At 66.9% G+C, this 19468-nt stretch carries 24 protein-coding genes and 1 tRNA gene; 13 read left to right on the forward strand and 12 right to left on the reverse strand.

Going from position 1 to position 19468, the window contains the following annotated elements:
• Positions 1-75 precede the first annotated feature (75 nt).
• Positions 76-291, forward strand: a complete 216-nt coding sequence (locus BLS74_RS23360) for a hypothetical protein (protein WP_093109538.1) — start codon at positions 76-78, stop codon at positions 289-291.
• Positions 292-299: 8 nt separating this feature from the next.
• Here BLS74_RS23360 and BLS74_RS23365 read toward each other — a convergent pair whose 3' ends face one another.
• The 3 genes from BLS74_RS23365 to BLS74_RS23375 all read right to left on the reverse strand — a co-directional run bounded on the left by BLS74_RS23365 (position 300) and on the right by BLS74_RS23375 (position 2246).
• Positions 300-482: a DUF3606 domain-containing protein gene (locus BLS74_RS23365; protein WP_093109539.1), complete on the reverse strand. Its 183-nt coding sequence runs from the start codon at positions 480-482 to the stop codon at positions 300-302.
• 114 nt (positions 483-596) lie between these two features.
• Positions 597-673, reverse strand: a tRNA-Met gene (locus BLS74_RS23370).
• A 31-nt stretch (positions 674-704) separates the two neighbouring features.
• Entirely contained in the window at positions 705-2246 is a 1542-nt protein-coding gene (locus BLS74_RS23375; RefSeq protein WP_093109540.1) for a vWA domain-containing protein, read from the reverse strand.
• A gap of 136 nt (positions 2247-2382) precedes the next feature.
• Between BLS74_RS23375 and BLS74_RS23380 the strand changes: the two genes are divergently transcribed.
• Both BLS74_RS23380 and BLS74_RS23385 read left to right on the forward strand, forming a co-directional pair.
• Entirely contained in the window at positions 2383-3051 is a 669-nt protein-coding gene (locus BLS74_RS23380) for a sigma-70 family RNA polymerase sigma factor (RefSeq protein ID WP_093109541.1), read from the forward strand.
• The gene (locus BLS74_RS23385) at positions 3048-4220 is read left to right on the forward strand and encodes a hypothetical protein (RefSeq protein ID WP_093109542.1); all 1173 of its coding nucleotides are present in this window, start codon (positions 3048-3050) and stop codon (positions 4218-4220) included. Before BLS74_RS23380 ends, BLS74_RS23385 begins: the two co-directional genes overlap by 4 nt.
• Before the next feature lie 7 nt (positions 4221-4227).
• On the opposite strand, the gene BLS74_RS23390 is transcribed toward BLS74_RS23385, so the two are convergent.
• From BLS74_RS23390 to BLS74_RS23405, 4 genes are read right to left on the reverse strand one after another with little or no spacing between them, the layout of a single operon-like run.
• Positions 4228-5007, reverse strand: coding sequence for an enoyl-CoA hydratase (locus tag BLS74_RS23390; protein ID WP_093109543.1), 780 nt, complete (start codon positions 5005-5007; stop codon positions 4228-4230).
• Between the two features lie 34 nt (positions 5008-5041).
• Positions 5042-6835 (reverse strand): M61 family metallopeptidase, encoded by a 1794-nt coding sequence (locus BLS74_RS23395; RefSeq protein WP_093109544.1) that lies wholly within the window; start codon positions 6833-6835, stop codon positions 5042-5044.
• On the reverse strand, positions 6835-7545 hold the full coding sequence (locus tag BLS74_RS23400) for a DsbC family protein (protein ID WP_093109545.1): 711 nt from the start codon (positions 7543-7545) through the stop codon (positions 6835-6837). The genes BLS74_RS23395 and BLS74_RS23400 overlap by 1 nt, the downstream gene beginning before the upstream one ends.
• A 23-nt stretch (positions 7546-7568) precedes the next feature.
• Complete coding sequence (locus BLS74_RS23405; protein WP_093109546.1) at positions 7569-8678, reverse strand: FAD-dependent monooxygenase; 1110 nt, start codon at positions 8676-8678, stop codon at positions 7569-7571.
• Between the two features lie 77 nt (positions 8679-8755).
• On the opposite strand from BLS74_RS23405, the gene BLS74_RS23410 reads away from it, so the two are divergent.
• Genes BLS74_RS23410 through BLS74_RS23420 form a run of 3 tightly spaced genes read left to right on the forward strand, consistent with a single transcriptional unit; the run spans position 8756 to position 11482 of the window.
• The gene (locus BLS74_RS23410; RefSeq protein ID WP_093109547.1) at positions 8756-9637 is read left to right on the forward strand and encodes an MOSC domain-containing protein; all 882 of its coding nucleotides are present in this window, start codon (positions 8756-8758) and stop codon (positions 9635-9637) included.
• A gap of 56 nt (positions 9638-9693) precedes the next feature.
• Positions 9694-10785 carry a redox-regulated ATPase YchF gene (gene ychF / locus BLS74_RS23415; protein WP_093109548.1) on the forward strand — a complete coding sequence of 364 codons (1092 nt, stop codon included), beginning with the start codon at positions 9694-9696 and terminating at the stop codon, positions 10783-10785.
• 22 nt (positions 10786-10807) lie between these two features.
• Positions 10808-11482, forward strand: coding sequence for a glutathione S-transferase (locus BLS74_RS23420; RefSeq protein ID WP_093109549.1), 675 nt, complete (start codon positions 10808-10810; stop codon positions 11480-11482).
• A gap of 13 nt (positions 11483-11495) precedes the next feature.
• On the opposite strand, the gene BLS74_RS23425 is transcribed toward BLS74_RS23420, so the two are convergent.
• Positions 11496-11966 (reverse strand): YqaA family protein, encoded by a 471-nt coding sequence (locus BLS74_RS23425; RefSeq protein WP_093109550.1) that lies wholly within the window; start codon positions 11964-11966, stop codon positions 11496-11498.
• A gap of 168 nt (positions 11967-12134) precedes the next feature.
• Between BLS74_RS23425 and dusB the strand changes: the two genes are divergently transcribed.
• From dusB to purH, 3 genes are read left to right on the forward strand one after another with little or no spacing between them, the layout of a single operon-like run.
• Positions 12135-13190, forward strand: coding sequence for a tRNA dihydrouridine synthase DusB (gene dusB, locus BLS74_RS23430; protein WP_093109605.1), 1056 nt, complete (start codon positions 12135-12137; stop codon positions 13188-13190).
• Positions 13191-13219: 29 nt separating this feature from the next.
• Positions 13220-13456 (forward strand): Fis family transcriptional regulator, encoded by a 237-nt coding sequence (locus tag BLS74_RS23435; protein ID WP_028259705.1) that lies wholly within the window; start codon positions 13220-13222, stop codon positions 13454-13456.
• Positions 13457-13462: 6 nt separating this feature from the next.
• A complete protein-coding gene (gene purH, locus BLS74_RS23440) occupies positions 13463-15034 on the forward strand; it encodes a bifunctional phosphoribosylaminoimidazolecarboxamide formyltransferase/IMP cyclohydrolase (protein ID WP_093109551.1) in 1572 nt (523 codons plus the stop codon).
• An 18-nt stretch (positions 15035-15052) separates the two neighbouring features.
• Here the strand turns inward: purH and BLS74_RS35165 are convergent, their stop codons facing one another.
• Genes BLS74_RS35165 through BLS74_RS23455 form a run of 4 tightly spaced genes read right to left on the reverse strand, consistent with a single transcriptional unit; the run spans position 15053 to position 17773 of the window.
• Positions 15053-15247 carry a hypothetical protein gene (locus BLS74_RS35165; protein ID WP_244503973.1) on the reverse strand — a complete coding sequence of 65 codons (195 nt, stop codon included), beginning with the start codon at positions 15245-15247 and terminating at the stop codon, positions 15053-15055.
• Positions 15244-15522: a hypothetical protein gene (locus BLS74_RS35170; RefSeq protein ID WP_244503974.1), complete on the reverse strand. Its 279-nt coding sequence runs from the start codon at positions 15520-15522 to the stop codon at positions 15244-15246. The genes BLS74_RS35165 and BLS74_RS35170 overlap by 4 nt, the downstream gene beginning before the upstream one ends.
• Positions 15519-16814, reverse strand: coding sequence for a glutamate-1-semialdehyde 2,1-aminomutase (hemL, locus tag BLS74_RS23450; RefSeq protein ID WP_093109552.1), 1296 nt, complete (start codon positions 16812-16814; stop codon positions 15519-15521). The genes BLS74_RS35170 and hemL overlap by 4 nt, the downstream gene beginning before the upstream one ends.
• Positions 16814-17773: a bifunctional hydroxymethylpyrimidine kinase/phosphomethylpyrimidine kinase gene (locus tag BLS74_RS23455; RefSeq protein ID WP_093109553.1), complete on the reverse strand. Its 960-nt coding sequence runs from the start codon at positions 17771-17773 to the stop codon at positions 16814-16816. The genes hemL and BLS74_RS23455 overlap by 1 nt, the downstream gene beginning before the upstream one ends.
• Before the next feature lie 109 nt (positions 17774-17882).
• On the opposite strand from BLS74_RS23455, the gene BLS74_RS23460 reads away from it, so the two are divergent.
• The 4 genes from BLS74_RS23460 to BLS74_RS23475 all read left to right on the forward strand — a co-directional run bounded on the left by BLS74_RS23460 (position 17883) and on the right by BLS74_RS23475 (position 19446).
• Positions 17883-18053 (forward strand): rubredoxin, encoded by a 171-nt coding sequence (locus tag BLS74_RS23460; RefSeq protein ID WP_093109554.1) that lies wholly within the window; start codon positions 17883-17885, stop codon positions 18051-18053.
• A gap of 77 nt (positions 18054-18130) precedes the next feature.
• Complete coding sequence (locus BLS74_RS23465; RefSeq protein ID WP_093109555.1) at positions 18131-18529, forward strand: response regulator; 399 nt, start codon at positions 18131-18133, stop codon at positions 18527-18529.
• Positions 18529-18894: a response regulator gene (locus tag BLS74_RS23470; RefSeq protein ID WP_093109556.1), complete on the forward strand. Its 366-nt coding sequence runs from the start codon at positions 18529-18531 to the stop codon at positions 18892-18894. Before BLS74_RS23465 ends, BLS74_RS23470 begins: the two co-directional genes overlap by 1 nt.
• Before the next feature lie 18 nt (positions 18895-18912).
• Complete coding sequence (locus tag BLS74_RS23475) at positions 18913-19446, forward strand: chemotaxis protein CheW (protein WP_093109557.1); 534 nt, start codon at positions 18913-18915, stop codon at positions 19444-19446.
• The last annotated feature ends 22 nt before the right edge of the window (positions 19447-19468 follow it).

Genomic DNA, 19468 nt, shown 5'->3' on the forward strand with positions numbered 1-19468 from the left:
GTTTTCAAAAACAGTTAGGCTCACGGTCGTCGAAGCCAGCCATCAGGCTGGACGGCGAAACCGGGGGAATTGACTGTGAAGACATCGTGGGTTGCGGTCGCCGGCCTGGCGACGCTGGTGCTGTGCATGACGGGCTGCAAGGGCAGCGGTGCGCCCGCTGCGCAGCCTCAGGACAGCAATGGCAATGCTTCCGCCTCGCCGTCCTCGTCCGCCTCGGCTGATGCTGCTGCGACACGGCGGCAGAACGACAAGACCTCCGAATTCCTCAGCGCTTGGCGCCCCAAGAACTAGGGGCGCCTCTACTCACGCGATGCCAGCCGATCGCGCACCGCGGTCACGTGGTCGCCCACCTTGGACAGCGCGTCCTGCAGCTCGGTCTCGCTGCAGCGAAGCTGCTGGCACCAGTACTGCAGCTCGACGGGGTCGAGGGCATTGACCCGGCCGGGGTCCAGCGGCTTGAAATGACTCAGATCGTCGGGCATGGCGACTCCTCGTAGGCGATGTGCGGCCTGACTTTTTAGGCTCGCGCGCGGCGCTTGGCAAGGCAATGAAAAAAGCCCGCTACCGATGCGATAGCGGGCTTTTCTTGGCGGGTTTGGTGGCTCTTCACGGACTCGAACCGCGGACCTGTGGATTATGATTCCATCGCTCTAACCGACTGAGCTAAAGAGCCGAGCCCGAGATTATAGCCGGCTCTACGGCCTTCAGCCGGCCTTCGGGAGTTTCGCCAGTTCCTCCGTCACCAGCCGCACGATCAGCCGGTCCAGCGTCTGCACCGAATAGTTGCTCACGTCGTGCACCGTCTCGCGGCCGGGCCCGCTGGCGGGGTTGCTTGCCTCCCTGTAGGTCAGGAATACGAAGCGCCCACCGGTGTACTGCGCGATCTGGCGCTGCACGTACTCCCCCTGCTTGTCGAGCCCGCTCGCGCCCACGCTGAACACCTTGATGCCCTTGCCGAGCGCGGCCATCATGTCGTCGTCGTATTGCGGACCGCCGTAGTCGAGGTGCGGCGGCGCGTCGGCCAGCAGCACCACCAGGCGGGTTGCGCCGGTGCCACGCCAGCTCAGCCGGTGCACGGTCTCGTGCAGCGCCTCGTTCATCGCCTCGGGGTAGTCGCCCCCGGCGGCGGCCTGCAGCGCATCGAGCACCGTCTGGAAAGCGCCCAGGTCGTTGGTGAAGTCGTGTCGGCGCACGAGGAAGGCGTCGCCGCGGTCGCGGTAGGCCACCAGCCCGAAGCAGGTGTCGGGCCGGCTCGGCAGTTGCGCCACCTCGTTGGCGATGGTGCGCAGCGTGCTCTTGAGCTTGCCGATCTCGTCGCCCATCGAACCGGTGGCATCGATCAGGAAGACCAGGTCCAGGCGCGCGCGCTGCGGGACAGCGGCCGTATTCAGCACCAGCTCGACCGCGCTTTTCTGCCCGCGGCGCAGGAAGGTCGTGCCCTGCTGGCCGTACTTGCGCACAGCCACTTCGTACACCTGGCTGCCCGAGGGATCGAAGGCGTTGGGATGCAGCCAGGCGCGGCCGGCCGTGTCGGTGCGGGCCCACATGGCGGCGCCGTTCGCGGCCTGCACCGCGACCTCGGCATCGGGCACGGCCATGCCGCGTGCGTTGCGCACCTGTAGCAGGTAGCGCTCGCTCACATCGCGCTCGCGATGCGCCACCTGGGTGCGCTGGCGGAACTGAAGGTAGGCCGAGAAGTCGGCGTTGTCGTCGACCATGCCGGCGCTGACCACCTGCTGTTGCGGCCGGGGGCGTTGAATGGGTTGCGCGCTGGGCGCCGGCGGTGCAAAGCGCGGCGCCTCGGCTTCGGCGACCAGTGCCTCCCTGGTTGCGCCGGCAGCGGGAGCCGCAGGCGCCGGCATGGCGACCGCGGCATCGGATGCCGCCTCGCCCGGCGCGCTACGCTTCGACTTGGCTTCGCGACTCAGAGATGGGCGGGCCTCGCCGTAAACGGCGGGCGCCTCATCGCGCCGTGCGTCCTGCCCCGTGCGGCCCGGCGTCTCGTAGGTCTGCACCGGCCTCGCGCAATGGGTGGCCGAGGGCGCCTCGAAATTCGGCACCGTGCGCGTGACCACGTTCCCCGGCCACTGCGGCGAAGGGAAGTTCGCGGGTTCGGGCTGCGGCGCCGGCGTGGGCCAGCGCGCGGCGCCGGGTGCGAGTTCGGTGGCGCTGCAGGCGCTCAAGAGAAGCTGGGCGCACAGCAGTGCGACGAGCGGGCGTCGAAGGAGGGAAAGGCGGGTGGTCATCAGCAGCTCCGGGTTGTGGATGCAGGCTGATACGGCGGGGCGGCGTCGGTCGGGTTAAGTCCCGACGATATTTTTTGAGGGGGTGCTAACCCCGAACGGCGGCGCAGTCCGTAGAACGTGAGGTGAAAATCTGCCGATGCTTGCCCCCTCTGTTGCGAACGCCGCCCTCCACGACGCCATGCCGGACGATCAGCTGATGCTCGCCTACGCAGGCGGCGACGCAAGCGCCTTCGACACGCTCTATGCCCGCCACGAAAGCGCGCTGTTCCGCTTCGTCCGGCGCCTGCTCGGCGTGCGGCTCGCGGCCGAAGTCGACGAGGTGTTCCAGGACACCTGGATGCGCATCATCGCGGCGCGCGAGAGCTTCTCGCCGCAGGGCGCGACTTGGCGCACCTGGGCCTTCACGATCGCGCACAACCTGGCGATGGACCGGCTGCGCCTGAGCGGCCGCGAGGTGTCCTTCTATGCCCACGACGAAGACGGCGACGGGCTCGAGGCCGCGCAGCTGTTCAGCCGCGGCCTGCTGAGCGATGGCGGCACGGCTTCCGCTGCCGCGCACCCATCGGCCGAAGAGCTCGCGTTCTGGCGCGCCGCTGGCCGCCGCCTGCTGGCCTGCCTCGACGAGTTGCCGGACGAACAGCGCGCCGCCTTCCTGCTGCACCACGAAGACGGCTTCACGGTGGAAGCGCTGGCCGACACGCTCGGCGTCGGCTTCGAGACCGTTCGCAGCCGGCTGCGCTATGGCTTGAAGAAGCTGCGCGGGTGCATGGAGCGCTATCTGTCGGTGCTGGAGCTTCGGGCATGAGCACGGACAACGATCTTCAAGACGACGCCCTGCGGCGCGCGTTGGCGCATGCACCGGACCACACTTCGGTGCCCCATTGGCGGCTGCGCAAGGCGATCCTGGAGCGGGCGCACGACGCCGTAGCGCCGGCTTCCATCACGCACGCGCGGGAGCCGCAGGCGCGGCCGTGGTGGCAACGCCTGGTGGGCTTGGGCGGCGGCTCGCGCATGCCATGGAACGCGGCTTTCGCCACCGTGCTGGTCGCGACGCTGGTGACCGTGCTCTGGCAGCGCGAGCCGGTGCCGGGCGCGCGGCCCGACGGGGAGGCGATGGTCGCTGCGCAGGCGCCGCGCGTCGAGGCACCTGCCGCGCCTACTGTGCCCGCTCCGCCGGCTTCGACCGTGCCTGCGCCGCCGACCGAATCGGCTTCCGTTCCGTCATCGGCACCGCCTGCACCTGTGCTGGAGGCACCGGCAGCACCCGCGCCGCCGCCGGCACTGGCGCGCCCTCAGGCCGATGAAGCCGAGTCCAAGAAGAAGGAAACACCCCAAGCACCTGCTGCGCAGTCCGCACCGCCTACCCCGGCCGCGCCCGTCGTGCCGGCCGAACCTTCGGCTGACGCGGCGGCACGTCCCGCGCCGCGGGATTCCCTCGCCGCCCGAGCCCGTCGCGAAGAAGAAGCCGCGGCCAAACAAGCCTTTGCGCCTCCGGCGAGCCCGCCGGCCGGGCTCGTCGCACCGGGCGATGCGGCCGGTGCCGCACGCGCGGCACGCCCTGCGTCTCCGACTGTGCGAACCGAGGCGACGGAGCCGCCCACCTTCGCGGCGCTTTCGCAATGGAATCGCATCACGATCGCACAGCGCGGCGGCGCAAGCCGCAGCCTGTCGCGCGCCGAAGCGCTCGATCTCAATGCGCTGCTGGGATCGGCCGCCATCACGGCGGTCGGCGGACAGCCGTTGGTGTCCACGCCTGAATGGCGCATCTCGCTCGAGCGCAACGGCGAGGTGCTGGCGGTGTTCGAAGTCGCGCGCGGCCAGGTGCGCTGGCGCGAAGGCCGTGCGCTGCCCGCCACCGGCGCGCCGTCGGCGCCGGCGCTGGCCGCCTTGAACGAGGCCCTGCGCAACGCGGTGCAGGCGCCGGAGGCCGCAGCGCAACCCGAGGCCGGGCCGCCGCCGGCAGCGCCGCGCTAAGGCCGCCTTACTGGTGCTTGAACGCGGCCTTGCGCTTGTTCACGAAGGCGTCCATGCCTTCCTTCTGGTCGGCAGTGGCGAAGAGCGCGTGGAACAGGCGGCGCTCGAACATCACGCCGTCCGCGAGGCTGCTCTCGAAGGCGCGGTTGACCGACTCCTTGGCCGCCATCACCGCGACCTGCGAGAAGTCGGCGATCACCAGCGCGGCGCCCAGCGCCTCGTCCATGAGCTTGTCGTAGGGCACGACGCGGCTCACCAGCCCGGAGCGCTCGGCCTCGGCGGCGTCCATCATGCGGCCGGTCAGGGCCATGTCCATCGCCTTGGCCTTGCCCACCGCGCGCGGCAGGCGCTGCGTGCCGCCGGCGCCCGGGATCACGCCGAGCTTGATCTCGGGCTGGCCGAACTTCGCGTTGTCGGCCGCGATGATGAAGTCGCACATCATCGCGAGCTCGCAGCCGCCGCCGAGCGCGAAGCCGCTCACGGCCGCGATCACCGGCTTGCGCACGCTGCGGATGGTTTCCCAGTTGCGCGTGATGTAGTCGCCCTTGTAGACGTCAGTGAAGCTGTAACTGGCCATGGCGCCGATGTCGGCGCCCGCGGCGAAGGCACGCTCGCTGCCGGTGACGATGATGCAGCCGATCGCCTCGTCGGCGTCGAGGGCCTTGAGCGCATTGCCGAGCTCGGTCATCAGCGCATCGTTGAGCGCGTTCAGCGCCTTGGGGCGGTTCAGCGTCACGATGCCGACCTTGCCGGCCTCGGTGCGGACTTCGATGTTCTCGTAGCTCATGCGGGTCTCCTTGAAACGAACAGAGGGGAAGGTCTTACTGCGGATCGAGCCAGCGCGTCAATTTGGCCGGGTCCTGCGCGGCGAGGCGCCAGGTCGTCACGTCGCCAGGCAGCGTGAGCGGCAGGCGCAGCAGCCGCCGGTCGCGCGCGACGAGTGCCGTGATCTTCTTCAGCGGCCCGAGATAAAGCGCCAAGTCATCGAGCTTGCCGAGCCGCCAGCCCTGCGCCTTGTGGCCCTTGGAGGCGCCGAGCTCGATGCCGATCCATTCGTCGTTGGCCGAGAAGCCGGCCTGCTCGGCCGCGCCGCCGCGCAGCACCATCTTGACTTGCACGCTGCCGTTCGCCTCGGCCACGCGCAGGCCGAGTTCCTGCGCCCGCTGCGCAGGGTCTTCGAGCGCGACGACGCCGTGGCTGCGCAGCAGATCGGCCAGGGGCAGTTCCTCGGTCGAGTGGACCCAGCTCGCGATCTCCTCGACGAAGGAGCGCCCACCAACGGCTTCGAGCGCGGCGGCGAAGGCGGCTTCGTCGATCGGTCCGCCGCTGCTTTTCTTCCACAAGAGCCGCATCACCTCGTCGAGCGAGCCCTTGCCTTCGGCGCGCAGCGTGAGGTCGAAGCACAGCGCCACCAGCGCGCCCTTGGTGTAGTAGCTGATCGTGGTGTTGGCCGTCTGCTCGTCTTGCCGGTAGTACTTGATCCAGGCATCGAAGCTCGCGTCGGCCACCGACTGCACCAGCCGGCCCGGCGCCTGCAGCACTTGGTTGATGGTCTTGTTGACGAGGCGCAGGTAGCCGGTGTCGTCGATGCGGCCGGCGCGGCGCAGCAGCAGGTCGTCGTAGTAGCTGGTGAAGCCCTCGAACAGCCACAGCAGGTGGGTGTAGTTCTCCTGTCCGTAGTCGTAGCGCGCGAACTCGGCGGGTCGCAGGCGCTTCACGTTCCAGGTGTGGAAGTACTCGTGGCTGATCAGCCCGAGCAGCGTGGTGTAGCCCTCGGGCTGTTTCTTGACGGCGAGCTGGGGCAGGTCGCGGCGGGTGCAGATCAGCGCCGTCGAGTGCCGGTGCTCGAGGCCGCCGTAGCCGTCATCCACCGCGTTGAGCATGAAGACGTAGCGGTCATGCGGCGGCTTGGACCCGCCGCGCTTGCCGACCTTGTCGCCGTGCCAGAAGCGCATCTGCGTCTCGCAGATGGCACGCGTGTCGGCGATCAGCCGTTCGCCGTCGAAAGAAGCGGGCGCGCCTGCGACCACGAAGCGATGCGGCACGCCGCAGGCCTCGAACTCGGCGCTCCAGAACATGCCCATCTCGACCGGGCTGTCGGCCAGCTCGTCATAGTCGGCGGCGAGGTAGCTGCCGAAGCCCCGGCGGTCGACCTTGGCGGGCTTCAGCGCCGTCGCGCACGACCAGCGCTCGCCCGGCGCCAAGAGCGGCGGCGCCAGCACCTCGATCGCGTGCGGCCCATCGGTCTGGCCTTCGACGCGAAGGCACAGGCTGGTTCCATTGAAGAAGCCGCGGTCGCGATCGAGCCACGCGGTGCGCACCGAGTTGTCGTAGGCGCAGACCTGGTAGCGCAGCACCAGGGGCTTGCCCGGCGCGCAATCGATCTGCCAGCTGTGCTTGTCGAGTTGCTGCGGGGCCCGCTTGCGCCGACCCTGCGATGCCTGCAACTGCTGCAGGTTCTTTGCGAATTCGCGCACCAGGTAGCTGCCCGGAATCCAGACCGGCAATGCGACGCGCTGCTGCGCGGCAGGCCGCTCGATGGTCAGCGTGACGGCGAACAGGTGCGCGTTGCGGTCCGCGCATTCGACGCGGTAGTGGATGGCCGGCGCCGCCATCAGTTGGCAGCGGCGAGTTGTTTTTCGACCTGTTCGGCCGGGATCGCGCCCGGCGCGCGCGTGCCGTTGCTAAAGATCAGCGTGGGCGTGCCGGTGATGTTGTATTTCTGGCCGAACTCGCGGTTGCGGTTGAGCGCGCTGGTGTCGCATTCGGCGGTCTCGGGCGCGACGCCGCGCACCATCCAGTCGGTCCAGGCACGGGCCTTGTCCTTGGCGCACCAGATGTTGCGCGACTTCACGACCGAGTCCGGCCCCAGCACCGGATAGAGAAAGAGATGGATGGTCACGTTGTCGACCTTGGTCAGGTCGCGCTCGAACTGCTTGCAGTAGCCGCAGTTCGGATCCTCGAACACCGCCAGCTTGCGCTTGCCGTTGCCGCGCACGATCTTGAAGGCATCCTTCACGGGCAGTTTGTCGAAAGCGACCTCGCTGAGTTTCTCGACCCGCTCTTCGGTGAGGTTGCGGCGCGCCTTCACGTCGATCAGGTTGCCCTGCAACAGGTAGTTGCCCTGCTCGTCGGTGTAGTAGATCTCGAAGCCGTTGATGCGCACCTCGTAGAGGCCGGGCATCGGCGACTTGGTGATCTCGTCGATCTTCGCGAACTGCGGAATGCGCGCAGCGAGGTTCTGGCGGATCTCGGCCTCGCCGGCGCTGGCGCTCAGGGTGCTGACCAGAGTCAGCGCGGCAAAAAGGGCAGGAGCGGATTTCATGGTGTTGTTTCTTCCGGCGGAATTCAGTGCAGGCCCATGGCCTGCTTCGCGATCCAGTTCTTGACGAGCCGCGTGCGGTCGAAGCCGCGCATGCCCCAGTTGCGAAGCGCCGGCAACGGATCGGCGCTGTGCGCGAAGAGTTGCTGCAGGCCGTCGGTGGCCAGGCTCATGGAGAGCACGTCGGTGCGGCGGGCCCGCTCGTAGCGGCGCAGCAGCCGGGCATCGCCCACGCTGCGCCAGTAGTCGCGGTCCTTGATCACGTTGGCCAATGCTGCGGCATCGGCCAGACCCAGGTTCAAGCCCTGGCCTGCAAGCGGATGCACCGTGTGCGCGGCATCGCCCGCGAGCGCCCAGGAACTGCCGTCGGTGAACTGGCCGGTCCAGCGGTCGGCGATGGCGCGCTGCAGCGGCCAGGCCGCGCGCTCGCTGGTGAGCCGCAGCGCACCGAGCGCACCGTGGCTGGCGTCGTGCAGCGCGGTGTTGAACTCGTCGGCCGTCTGTGCCAGCAGGGCCGGCGCGCGCAGCTGGTCGACCGACCACACCAGCGCGAGCTGCCTGTCGCCGAGCGGCAGCAGCGCGAACACTTCGCCCTTGTCGTTGAACCATTGGCGCGCGGCGCCGTCGTGCGGCTCTTCGGCCTGGAGCCGCGCCGCGATCGCGTGTTGCGGATAGCGCGTCACTTCGTAGCGCACGCCCAGTGTTTCGCGCGTGGCGCTGATGCGGCCTTCGCAGACCACCGTCAGCGGCGCCGGCACGGGCTCGGCGACGATCTCGATGCGCGGCTGGAAGCGCACCGCGTCGCTCAACTGCTGCTCGAGCGCGGGGACATCGACGATCCAGGCCAGCGCCTCGACCTTCTGCCGCGCGGCATGGAACTGCACGCGGCCGCCTTCGTCGCCGTAGACCAGCATCTCGCGCACCGGCGTGGCATGCGCCGCATCGGGCCAGCCGCGCAGCGATTCGAGCAGCGCCTTCGAGGCCGCATTGAGCGCGTAGGCGCGCACATCCTGCCCCGGGGGGGCCGCGGCCGGCGCCACCAGCGCCACGCGAACGCGTTCGCGCGCCAAAAGCAGCGCGAGCGTGCGGCCGACGATGCCGGCGCCGCGAATGCAAACCTCGGGTGGAAGAGCCATCGGGGCATTGTAGGAGCCTGCCTTTCCCGGCGGGCGTCGTGCGGGACAATCACCGGCTTCAGCCCAAGGACCTCCACGTGACTGCCTCCGACTTCGACCTCCAAGCCACCATCGCCCGCCTGTTCGTCTACCCGATCAAGTCCTGCGCCGGCGTCGAGCTCCCCGAGGCGCTGCTGATCGAGACCGGCCTGGAGTTCGACCGCGCCTGGATGGTGGTCGACGAGAACGGCGAGTTCGTCACCCAGCGCCAGCTGCCGCGCATGGCGCTGATCCGGCCGCAGATGAAGCATTCCGAGATGGTGCTGCGCGCACCCGGCATGCTGGCGCTGCACATCGCCTTCGACCGCGTCGAAGCGCCGGTGCGCGTGCGCGTGTGGAAGGACGAGGTGCCGGCCTACGACATGGGCGACATCGCGGCCCAATGGTTCAGCGACTTCCTCTCGCAGCCGGGCCGGCCGCAGAAGCTGCGCTTGGTGCGCTTCGATCCCGAGCACCAGCGGCTGTCGAGCCTCCAGTGGACCGGCGATATCGAGGCACCCAACCAGTTCGCCGACGGCTATCCGCTGCTGGTGGTCAGCGAGGGCTCGCTGGCCGAGCTCAACGCGCGGCTGGCCGCGGCCGGCCACGGCGCCGTCGGGATCGAGCGCTTCCGCCCCAACGTCGTGCTCGCCGGCATCGAGGCGCACGACGAGGACCGCGTCGACACGCTGTACATCGCGACCGCCGAGGGCGAGGCGCAACTTCGACCGGTGAAGCCCTGCTCGCGCTGCTCGATCCCCGACATCGACCCGGCCACGGCCGAAAGCAGCCCCGAAGTGGGCGACATGCTGCGGACCTACCGCGCCGACGCCCGCGTCGACGGCGCCATCACCTTCGGCATGAATGCGATCGTGCTGCAGGGCGTGGAGCACATGCTGAAGCGCGGCCAGACGGTAGTCGCAAACCTGCGCTTCGACTGAAGCGAGGCCGGGCGCCTAAAATCCCCGGTTCCCCAAAGCATTCTGAAAGCCCCGCCATGAGTCTCCAGTGCGGCATCGTCGGCCTGCCCAACGTCGGCAAGTCCACCCTTTTCAACGCGCTGACCAAGGCAGGCATCGCGGCCGAGAACTATCCTTTCTGTACCATCGAGCCGAACGTCGGCGTGGTCGAAGTGCCCGATCCGCGGCTCGCCCAGTTGAGCGAGATCGTGAAGCCCGAGCGCATCGTGCCGGCCATCGTCGAGTTCGTCGACATCGCGGGCCTGGTGGCCGGCGCCAGCAAGGGCGAAGGCCTGGGCAACCAGTTCCTCGCGCACATCCGCGAAACCGACGCCATCGTCAATGTGGTGCGCTGCTTCGAGGACGACAACGTGATCCACGTTGCGGGCAAGGTCGACCCCATCTCCGACATCGAGGTGATCCAGACCGAGCTGTGCCTGGCCGACCTGGCCACGGTCGAGAAGGCGCTGCACCGCCACACCAAGACCGCGCGCTCGGGCGACAAGGAGGCGATCAAGCTGGTCGCGCTGCTGGAGAAATGCCAGGCCGCGCTGAACGAGAACAAGCCGGTGCGCGCGATCGAGTTCAGCAAGGAAGACAAGCCCTTGATCAAGCAGTTCTCGCTGATCACCGCCAAGCCCGCGATGTTCGTCGGCAACGTGGCCGAGGACGGCTTCGAGAACAACCCCTTCCTCGACCGGCTGCGCGAATACGCCGCCGCGCAGAACGCGCCCGTGGTCGCCATCTGCGCCAAGATCGAAGCCGAGCTGGCCGACATGGACGAGGAAGACAAGAAGATGTTCCTTGCCGAGATCGGCCAGGAAGAGCCGGGCCTCAATCGCCTGATCCGCGCGGCTTACACGCTGCTGGGCCTGCAGACCTACTTCACCGCCGGCGTGAAGGAAGTGCGCGCGTGGACCATCCACGTCGGCGACACCGGCCCGCAGGCGGCCGGCGTGATCCACACCGATTTCGAGAAGGGCTACATCCGCGCCCAGACCATCGCCTTCAACGACTTCATCGCCTTCAAGGGCGAGCAGGGGTCGAAGGATGCCGGGAAGATGCGGGCGGAAGGCAAGGAGTACGTGGTCAAGGACGGGGATGTGATGAACTTCCTGTTCAGCTCCTGACCCGTTCGCACTTCAGCTCGCCATGATCACAGTCCACCACCTCAACAACTCCCGTTCGCAACGCGTACTCTGGCTGCTCGAAGAACTCGAGCTCCCCTACGAGATCGTTCACTATCAGCGCGATCCCAAGACCATGCTCGCGCCACCCACCTTGCGCGCGGTGCATCCGCTGGGCAAGTCGCCGGTGGTGACGACCGACGAAGGCCACACGCTCGCGGAGTCGGGTGCGGTCGTCGAGACGCTGATCGAGCGCTACGGCAATGGCCGCCTCGCGCCGGCGGCGGGCACGACCGAAGCGCTGCGCTACCGCTACTGGCTGCACTACGCCGAAGGCTCGGCGATGCCGCCGCTCCTGCTGAAGCTGATGTTCGACCAGATCGAGAAGGCGAAGATGCCCTTCTTCGCCAAGCCGATCGCGAAGGCGATCGCGGGCAAGGCCAAGGCCGCCTTCATCATGCCGAACATCAAGAGCCATCTGGATTTCATGGAAGGCGAACTCGACAAGAGCAAATGGTTTGCCGGCAATGCGTTTTCGGGCGCCGACATCCAGATGAGTTTTCCGGTGGAAGCCGCGTTGGCGCGCGGCGGGCTCGATGCGTCGCGGCCCAAGCTCATGGCTTATCTGGAGCGCATCCATACACGGCCGGCCTACATGCGCGCGCTCGAGCGTGGCGGGCCGTACGGGCTCTTGACCTGATGGCGCGGCCGCCTCAATTTGGCCAGATGTAGAGAAGGGCAATCGTCATCGTGACATAGCGCGCGAACTTGCCGATCGCCATGTAGATCACGCAAGGCCAGAACGAGAGCCGGAGCCAACCCGCGACCGCGCAGAGCGGATCGCCGACGATCGGCAGCCAGGCCAGCAGACAAGCCTTGGGCCCCAGGTGTTCCAGCCAGCCGAGCACACGCAGATGGTGCTTGGAGTGCGAATACTTGTCGGCCACCTTGTGTGCGCCGTAGCCGATCCACCAGTCCACGATGCCGCCCAAGGTGTTGCCGATCGTCGCGACGCCGACCGCGGACCAGAACATTTCGGGATTGAGCTTGAGCAGTCCGAACAGCACCGGCTCGGAGCCGACCGGCAACAGGGTCGCCGACACGAAGGCAGCAACGAAGAGGGTGCTGAGCCCGAATTGCGGCAGCGCAAGAAGCGCAAAGAGTGAGTCGAGCCAGGCTTGCATGTGCGCCGGAGTATAGAAAGGCGCGGTGTTATGCAGCGTCGGCGTATACGCTGTCCGCGTGCGCGATGAAACTCGATGAAATCGCAAATCGTTTCAGCGCCTCTCGCTTCGCGCCGCTACAATCGTGCCTCATTTTTCAGCAGCCAGGCGCGTGCCAACTTTCCCTCCATGACCCTGCAGATCGGCAACATCGCGCTGGAAAACCGGCTGTTCGTTGCGCCCATGGCGGGCGTCACCGACCGGCCCTTCCGCATGCTGTGCCGCGAACTCGGTGCGGGCTACGCGGTGAGCGAGATGGTCACTTCGCGCAAGGAGCTGTGGGGTTCGCTCAAGACCTCGCGCCGCGCGAACCACGATGGCGAACCGGGCCCCATTGCGGTGCAGATCGCCGGCACCGATGCAGCCATGATGGCCGAGGCGGCGCAATACAACATCGAGCGCGGTGCCCAGATCATCGACATCAATATGGGCTGCCCGGCCAAGAAGGTCTGCAACAAGTGGGCCGGGTCGGCGCTGATGCGCGACGAGCCGCTGGCGCTCGAGATCGTCGAGGCGGTGGTCCGTGCTGCGATGCCGCACAAGGTCCCGGTCACGCTCAAGATGCGCACCGGCTGGAGCGAAGACCATCGCAACGCGGTGGCGCTGGCGCGCCGCTTCGAAGCGGCCGGCGTGCAGATGCTCACGGTGCACGGCCGCACGCGCGAGCAGGGCTACAAGGGCCAGGCCGAATACGACACCATTGCGGCCGTCAAGGCGGCCGTGCGCGTGCCGGTGGTCGCCAACGGCGACGTCGACTCGCCCGAGAAAGCGCGTGAAGTGTTCGCACTCACTGGCGCCGACGCCGTGATGGTGGGCCGTGCCGCGCAGGGGCGGCCGTGGATCTTTCGCGAGATCGCGCACTTCCTCGCGACCGGAACGCAGCTCGCGCCGCCGCTCGTGGCCGAGGTGCGCCGCCTCATGCTCGACCATCTGCAGCAGCACTACGCGCTCTATGGCGACTACAGCGGTGTTCGCACCGCGCGCAAACACATCGGCTGGTACGTCCGCACGCTGCCCGACGGCGAGGAATTCAGGGGCCGGATGAACACCATCGAGGACTGCGACGCGCAACTCGCCGCGGTGGCCGATTTTTTCGACACGCTGGCCGCACGGATGGATCGCATTCCGGTCGCCGATGACGCGCAAGCGCAAAGGGATGAGCAGGCAGCCGAAGTGCCTGCATGAATTGAAGAACAGAAGAAGAGAAGAGGGCCATGAGCAAGAAACATATCGAAGACTGCGTGCGCAACAGTCTGGACAGTTATTTCCGTGACCTGCGCGGCACCGAACCCGATGGCATGTACGAGATGCTGGTGCGCGTGGTGGAGAAACCCTTGCTCGACGTCGTGATGACGCGGGCCGAAGGCAACCAGTCCAAGGCCGCGCAGTGGTTGGGCCTGAATCGCAACACGCTTCGAAAAAAGCTGGTCGAACACAAACTCCTGAAGTAGTCCTTGATGAATGCACTGATTTCCGTTTCCGACAAGACCGGCATCCTCGAATTCGCGCAGGCGCTCCACGCGCTGGACATCCGCCTGTTCTCGACCGGCGGCACCGCCAAGCTGCTGGCCGATGCCGGCCTGCCGGTGACCGAAGTGGCCGAGCTCACCGGCTTTCCCGAGATGCTCGACGGCCGCGTGAAGACGCTGCATCCCAAGGTGCATGGCGGCCTGCTGGCGCGGCGCGACGTGCCGGCGCACATGGCGGCGCTGAAGGCGCACGGCATCGACACCATCGACCTGTTGGTGGTCAACCTCTACCCCTTCGAAGCCACGGTGGCCAAGCCCGGCTGCACCTTGGAGGACGCGATCGAGAACATCGACATCGGCGGCCCGGCCATGGTGCGCAGCGCGGCGAAGAACTGGAAGGACGTCGGCGTGCTGACCGACGCGGCGCAATACCCGCAGGCACTGGCCGAGCTCAAGGCCGACGGCAAGCTCAGCGACAAGACCAGGTTCGCCTTCTCCGTCGCCGCCTTCAACCGCATCAGTCAGTACGACGGCGCGATCAGCGACTACCTCTCGGGCATTCAGGGCGACGGCAGCCATGCGCTCTTCCCGGCGCAGAGCAACGGCCGCTTCATCAAGCTGCAGGACCTGCGCTACGGCGAGAACCCGCACCAGCAGGCCGCGTTCTACCGCGACCTGTACCCCGCGCCCGGTTCGCTGGTCACGGCCAAGCAGCTGCAGGGCAAGGAGCTCAGCTACAACAACATCGCCGATGCCGATGCGGCCTGGGAGTGCGTGAAGAGCTTCGACACGCCGGCATGCGTGATCGTCAAGCATGCCAACCCCTGCGGCGTTGCCGTGGGCAAGGATGCACACGAGGCTTACGCCAAGGCCTTCAAGACGGATCCGACCTCGGCCTTCGGCGGCATCATCGCCTTCAACCGGCCGGTGGACCGTGCCGCGGCCGAAGCTGTGAGCAAGCAGTTCGTCGAAGTGCTGATGGCGCCGGGCTATGCGCCGGAGGCGCTCGAGGTGTTCAAGAGCAAGGTCAATGTGCGCATCCTGGAGATCGCGCTGCCGCCGGGCGGCACCAGCGACTGGGACAACGGCCGCAACGCGGTGGACGTGAAGCGCATCGGTTCTGGCCTCCTGATGCAGACCGCCGACAACCGCGAGCTCTCGATCGACGAGCTCAAGGTGGTGAGCAAGAAGCAACCCACGCCGCAGCAGCTGCAGGATCTTCTGTTCGCATGGAAGGTCGCGAAGTTCGTCAAGAGCAACGCGATCGTGTTCTGCGCCGACGGCATGACCATGGGTGTCGGCGCCGGCCAGATGAGCCGGCTCGATTCGGCGCGCATCGCGAGCATCAAGGCACAGCACGCGGGCTTGTCGCTGCAAGGCACGGCGGTCGCGAGCGACGCCTTCTTTCCGTTCCGCGACGGGCTCGACGTGGTGGTCGATGCCGGCGCGAGTTGCGTGATCCAGCCCGGCGGCTCGATGCGCGATCAGGAGGTGATCGATGCCGCGGACGAACGCGGCGTGGTCATGGTGCTGTCAGGCGTGCGCCATTTCAGGCACTAGAGGGCCTGTTAGCAGGCCCTAGGCTCCGAAGCGGTACTTGAGCTGGAAGCTCATCGCGCCGTAGAGCCGGTTCCTGATGTTGGGAACGATGGCGATGTTGAGCCCCCAGTTCTTGCCTTCGATGGCCGCGGTCGGGATCAGCGCCGGAAACCAGCCGCCGTTGTTGGACCGCGGGTAGCCGTCGAAGGCGCCGACCACGGCGCCGAACTTCACGCCATGGAACTCCAAGGGAATGACGTATAGCCCGACGTAATGCGAGCGTGCGAGCGCTCGCGGTCGCTGTTGCGGAACAGGCCGGCGGTGAGCGAGTAGGTCTCGTCGAGCGGCCATTCGATGCCGAGGCCGGGGTTGCCGTCCGCCAGCCCCTTGTCGCGGTCGAAGTGATGGGAGAAGTAGCCGGCGTTGAACCAGGCCTTGCCGATATCGGCCTGCGCGAAGGCCAGGCCGGGCGCGAGGACCAGCCAGGGCGGCAAGCTGCGGAGTCTCATGCGCGCAGCGTCTTGAAGATTTGGCGCGCCGCCTCGACTGTTGCGGCAATGTCTTCGTCGCTGTGGGCCGCGCTCACGAAGCCGGCCTCGTACAGCGCCGGCGCTATGTAGACGCCGCGGTCGAGCAGGCCGTGGAACAGGGCATTGAATTTCGTGTTGTCGGTGGTCATGACCGTGCTGTAGTTCTGCGGCAGCGCATCAAGCAGGAAGAAGCCGAACATGCCGCCTTCGCTGTCGGCGCTGAAGGCGATGCCTTCCGCCGCGGCGGCCGACTTCAGCCCGTCGACCAGCGTACGGGTCTTGTGTGACAGCGCGTCGAAGAAGCCGGGCCTGGCCACTTCCTTCAATGTCGCGAGGCCGCAGGCCGTGGCCACCGGGTTGCCGGAGAGCGTGCCGGCCTGGTACACGGGCCCGAGCGGCGCGAGCTGCTCCATGATCGCGCGCGGACCGCCGAAGGCCGCGAGCGGCATGCCGCCGCCGATCACCTTGCCCAGCACCGTGAGGTCGGGCGTGATGCCCAGCACGCCCTGGGCGCCCTGCAGGCCGACGCGGAAGCCGGTCATGACCTCGTCGAACACCAGCAGCGCGCCGTGCTTCGTGCAGAGCTCGCGGCAGCGCTGGGCGAAGGCGGCGCTCGCGCGCACGAAGTTCATGTTGCCGGCGATCGCCTCGATCATCAGGCAGGCGATCTCGTGGCCATGCAGCGTGAATGCTTCCTCGAGCTGCGCGAGGTTGTTGTATTCGAGGACCAGCGTGTGCTGCACCACCTCGGGCGGCACGCCGGCCGAGGTCGGGTTGCCGAAGGTCGCGAGGCCCGAGCCGGCCTTGACCAGCAGCGCATCGGCGTGACCGTGGTAGCAGCCTTCGAACTTGATGATGTACTTGCGCCCGGTCGCGCCGCGCGCCAGGCGCAGCGCGCTCATCGCGGCTTCGGTGCCGGAGCTCACGAGGCGCACCATCTCCATCGACGGCACGAGTGCCAGGATGGCTTCGGCGAGTTCGATCTCACGCTCGGTCGGTGCGCCGAAGGAGAAGCCCTCTGTCACGGCGCGCTGTACCGCATCGACCACTGCGGGATGGCCGTGGCCCAGGATCATCGGTCCCCAGGAGCCGATGTAGTCGATGTAGCGCTGGTCCGCGGCATCCCAGAAGTAGGCGCCCTGCGCGCGCTTGACAAAGCGCGGCGTGCCGCCGACGGCCCTGAAGGCGCGCACGGGCGAGTTGACCCCGCCTGGAATCACGGCGCGGGCGCGCTCGAAGAGGATGTCGTTCTTGTCGGTGGCGTGTGGCATCAGTGGCGAGTGTCGTGTGGAGGCAGGGCAAAGTCAGTGGGAGAGGCGGGATCGTCGTCGTTGTCTTCGTCGTCCTCGGGCTGGGCCCAGAACAGGCGGTCGGGCAGCACGTGGCCCATGCCGGGGCGGAAGCCGGCATCGAGACAGCGGTCCATGTAGCTCAGCGCTTCGGTGGTGGCCGCGACCAGGTCGGTGCCGCTGGCGAGCAGCGCGGCCAGCGCGGCGGAGAGCGTGTCGCCCGCGCCGGCGAACACGGCATCGAGGCGCTCGTACTTCTCGCTCGCTAGCACCGACTGCGGCGATGCAAGCACGTTGTCGATGAACTGATCGGGCAGGACCAGCCCGGTCACCAGCGTGTAGGGCACGCCGACTTCGCCGGCCGCCTTGGCGATGTCGCGCGCGGTGGGCGGGCGCTCGCCGGCCCAGTCCGGCAGCAGCCATCGCCACAACGTGCTGTGGTTGCCGACCAGCACGGTCGTCTGCGGCAGCACGAGCTCGCGAAACGCATCGAGATAGGCCTCGATCTGCGTGTCTTCCCACCAGGAGAGGTTGGGCATGTAGGCGACCACCGGCACTTCGGGATAGTCGGTCGCGGTCTCGGCCACGGTGCTGAGGTTCTCGGGCGAGCCGACGAAGCCCACCTTGATGAGCTGGACCTCCACGTCTTCGAGAATGGCACGCGCCTGTTCGGCGACGGCCTCCTCATCGAAGGTGAAGTGATCGAAAATTTCAGCGGTGTCGCGCGCGTAGGCGCCGGTCACGACCGGCAGCATGTGGGCGCCGACTGATGCCATGGCCAGGGCATCGCAGCCCAGGCCGCCGGCTCCGCTCGGATCGCTCGCGTTGAAGACCAGCACGCACGGCGGATTCAACTCGCTTTCGGCGGTTTCATCGTTCGGGGGGTCGGTAAGATCGCTCACTTTGCGGTCGTGCTCTGGTGGTAGTAGGAAAGTTGTCATACGCCACAGGGCTCACCAGATGGTGGCATATCTGAGACGCTTGTCACGGGTTTTGTTGATACGTTTGGATACGATCGTTGCATTCTATGAACAGGGACTTTAAGCTGCGATGAATACGAAAACCTGGATGTGCCTGATTTGCGGGTGGATCTACGACGAAGCGGTGGGAGTGCCAGAAGATGGTATTGCGCCCGGCACGGCATGGGCAGATGTTCCGATGAACTGGACCTGTCCCGAATGCGGGGCGCGCAAGGAAGACTTCGAAATGGTTGAAATCTGAAGCATGGCATAGGGCGTGCTTCTTTGCGTCCCTCGTCGAGGGCGTTGCGGTCATCGTGGTATTAAAGGAGCGTGCGAATGAGCGCGAACGGATCGGGTTACAAGGTGCTCGTCATCGACGACAGCAACACCATTCGGCGCAGCGCCGAGATCTTCCTCAAGCAGGGAGGCCACGAGGTCCTGCTGGCCGAAGACGGGTTCGACGCATTGTCGAAAGTCAATGATCACAAGCCGCACCTCATCTTCTGCGACATCCTCATGCCGCGCCTCGACGGTTATCAGACCTGCGCCATCATCAAGCGCAACGCCCATTTTTCCAATGTCCCGGTCGTGATGCTCTCCTCCAAGGATGGCGTGTTCGACAAGGCGCGCGGCCGCATGGTCGGCTCGCAGGACTATCTCACCAAACCCTTCACCAAAGACCAACTGCTCCAGGCTGTGCAGCAGTTCGGCATCGTTTCGCAGGAAGTGCAGTAATGGCTATTCGCAAGGTACTCGTGGTCGACGATTCCAAGACGGAATTGATCTTTCTCACCGAACTTCTTCAAAAGAACGGCTTTTCGGTGAAAACCGCCGAGAATGCCGAGGACGCGATGCGCCGGCTCGAGGAAGAGCAGCCCGACCTGATCCTCATGGACATTGTGATGCCGGGCCAGAACGGCTTCCAGCTCACGCGCGCGATCGCCCGCAATCCGCAATACGCATCGGTGCCGATCATCATGTGCACGAGCAAGAACCAGGAAACCGATCGCCTCTGGGGCATGCGCCAGGGTGCCCGCGACTACATCGTGAAGCCGGTCAATGCCGCCGAGCTGATGGCAAAGATCAGCGCGCTCGCCTGATCCGACAGTTTTCCGTACATGGCCAACCGCGACGCTCTCCGCGCATTCCAGTCCCGGCTTGCCAGCCGCCTGCAGGCGGCGCGCACCTCGGGCGTTTCCGCTTCGTGGCTCGCCGTGGAGGCGGGTGAGTCGAAGTACCTGTTTCCGCTCGGCCACGCCGGCGAGATTTTTCCGTGGACGCCCCCGCAGGCCGTGCCGTACACCGAGCCTTGGTTCCTGGGCGTTGCCAACCTGCGCGGCGGGCTGTACGGCATCGTGCAGCTTTCCACTTTCGCCTCGGGCTCGGCCGCCGCACCCGTGCAGAGCGAAGCGGCGCGCGCCCAATCACGCCTCGTTGCACTCAACGAGATGCTTGAAGTCAATTGCGCCTTGCTGATCGACCGGCTGGTCGGTCTGCGCGGCGTCGAAGCCTTCACCGAATCGCAGGCCCCGGATGGCGACGCCCCGGCCTGGCTGGGACATTCGTACACCGACGCCGCCGGCGGGCGCTGGCAGGAAATCAACCTGCAGGCGCTATCCCAGCAACCTCAATTTTTGAGCATCGGCGCCTGAGCGGAACGCTTGGCACCGATCA

Origin of the sequence: Variovorax sp. CF079, assembly GCF_900101545.1 — a bacterium.
GTDB lineage: Bacteria > Pseudomonadota > Gammaproteobacteria > Burkholderiales > Burkholderiaceae_C > Variovorax.